The sequence below is a fragment of the Mesorhizobium sp. M7A.F.Ca.CA.004.12.1.1 genome, assembly GCF_003997835.1.
In the GTDB taxonomy this organism is placed as follows: domain Bacteria; phylum Pseudomonadota; class Alphaproteobacteria; order Rhizobiales; family Rhizobiaceae; genus Mesorhizobium.
The window spans coordinates 1-829 of record NZ_RZRK01001347.1 but is presented as its reverse complement, the minus strand read 5'-3'; the positions used below and the strand labels follow the sequence as shown (position 1 = coordinate 829).

Sequence of the window (829 nt, the reverse complement as noted above, 5' to 3'; positions counted from 1 at the left end):
CGCATCGAGACCAGCCTGCGCGACGGTGAGCCGCTGCCGCTGGTGGCGCTCGAAGCGCCATGCCTTCTGCGCACGGTGGCAACCGAAACGCTCGACCGCGCCGGGCTGTCGTGGCGGATGGCCTTTTCCAGCCCGAGCCTTGGCGGCATCTGGGCAGCGGTGGCGGCGGGGCTGGGGCTGACGATCCGCACCGACATCGGCCTGCCGGCCAGCGTCAGCGCAATGACGCCGGAGATCGCCGGGCTGCCGGCATTGCCCAAAATGGCGTTGGTGCTGCACCAGAAGGATGCTGAACTGGATCCGGTGGCAGCGCGGCTAGCCGACATATTGTTGCAGGCGGCGTTGCAGGCGCTGCCACGGGACGAGCGGTTGAAGGAGGTCGCTTAGACAGCCGGAAAGGTATCCAGTGTCGCGTTCCGTCCCCTCTGTCCTGCGGACATCTCCCCCGCAAGGGGGGAGATTGGATGTCGCGAGTGCTCTCGCGAATCTTCAACGTTGCAAGAAAGGCGCCGTCAGAACGAACTGCTGATCTCCCTCCTTGCGGGGGAGATGGCCGGCAGGCCAGAGGGGGGTGCTGTCCCGCCAACTTTGCGGAGAATTCCCGCGAGCAAAGAGGCTCATTCGAGCCCGACCGCTTATTTGCGCTTGTTGGACCTGCCGGCGAATGGATTGTCCGACGTGCGCAGCGCGATGCGGATCGGCACGCCGGGCATGTCGAAGGCTTCGCGCAGGCTGTTGGAGAGATAGCGGACATAGGATTGCGGCATCGCATCGGGCCGCGAGCACTGGACAACGAAACCCGGCGGCCGGGTCTTGGCCTGGGTGACGT

The 829-nt window shown here is 65.7% G+C and carries 1 protein-coding gene and 1 pseudogene; one reads left to right on the top strand and one right to left on the bottom strand.

Annotated elements, in window-relative coordinates; translation table 11 throughout:
- Positions 1–387 (top strand): LysR substrate-binding domain-containing protein (locus EN984_RS36300; RefSeq protein ID WP_245480208.1); only part of this gene is annotated, 387 nt, incomplete at its 5' end.
- Between the two features lie 248 nt (positions 388–635).
- Here EN984_RS36300 and EN984_RS36295 read toward each other — a convergent pair.
- A pseudogene (locus EN984_RS36295) lies at positions 636–829 on the bottom strand (ribosome biogenesis GTPase Der); the annotation flags it as partial.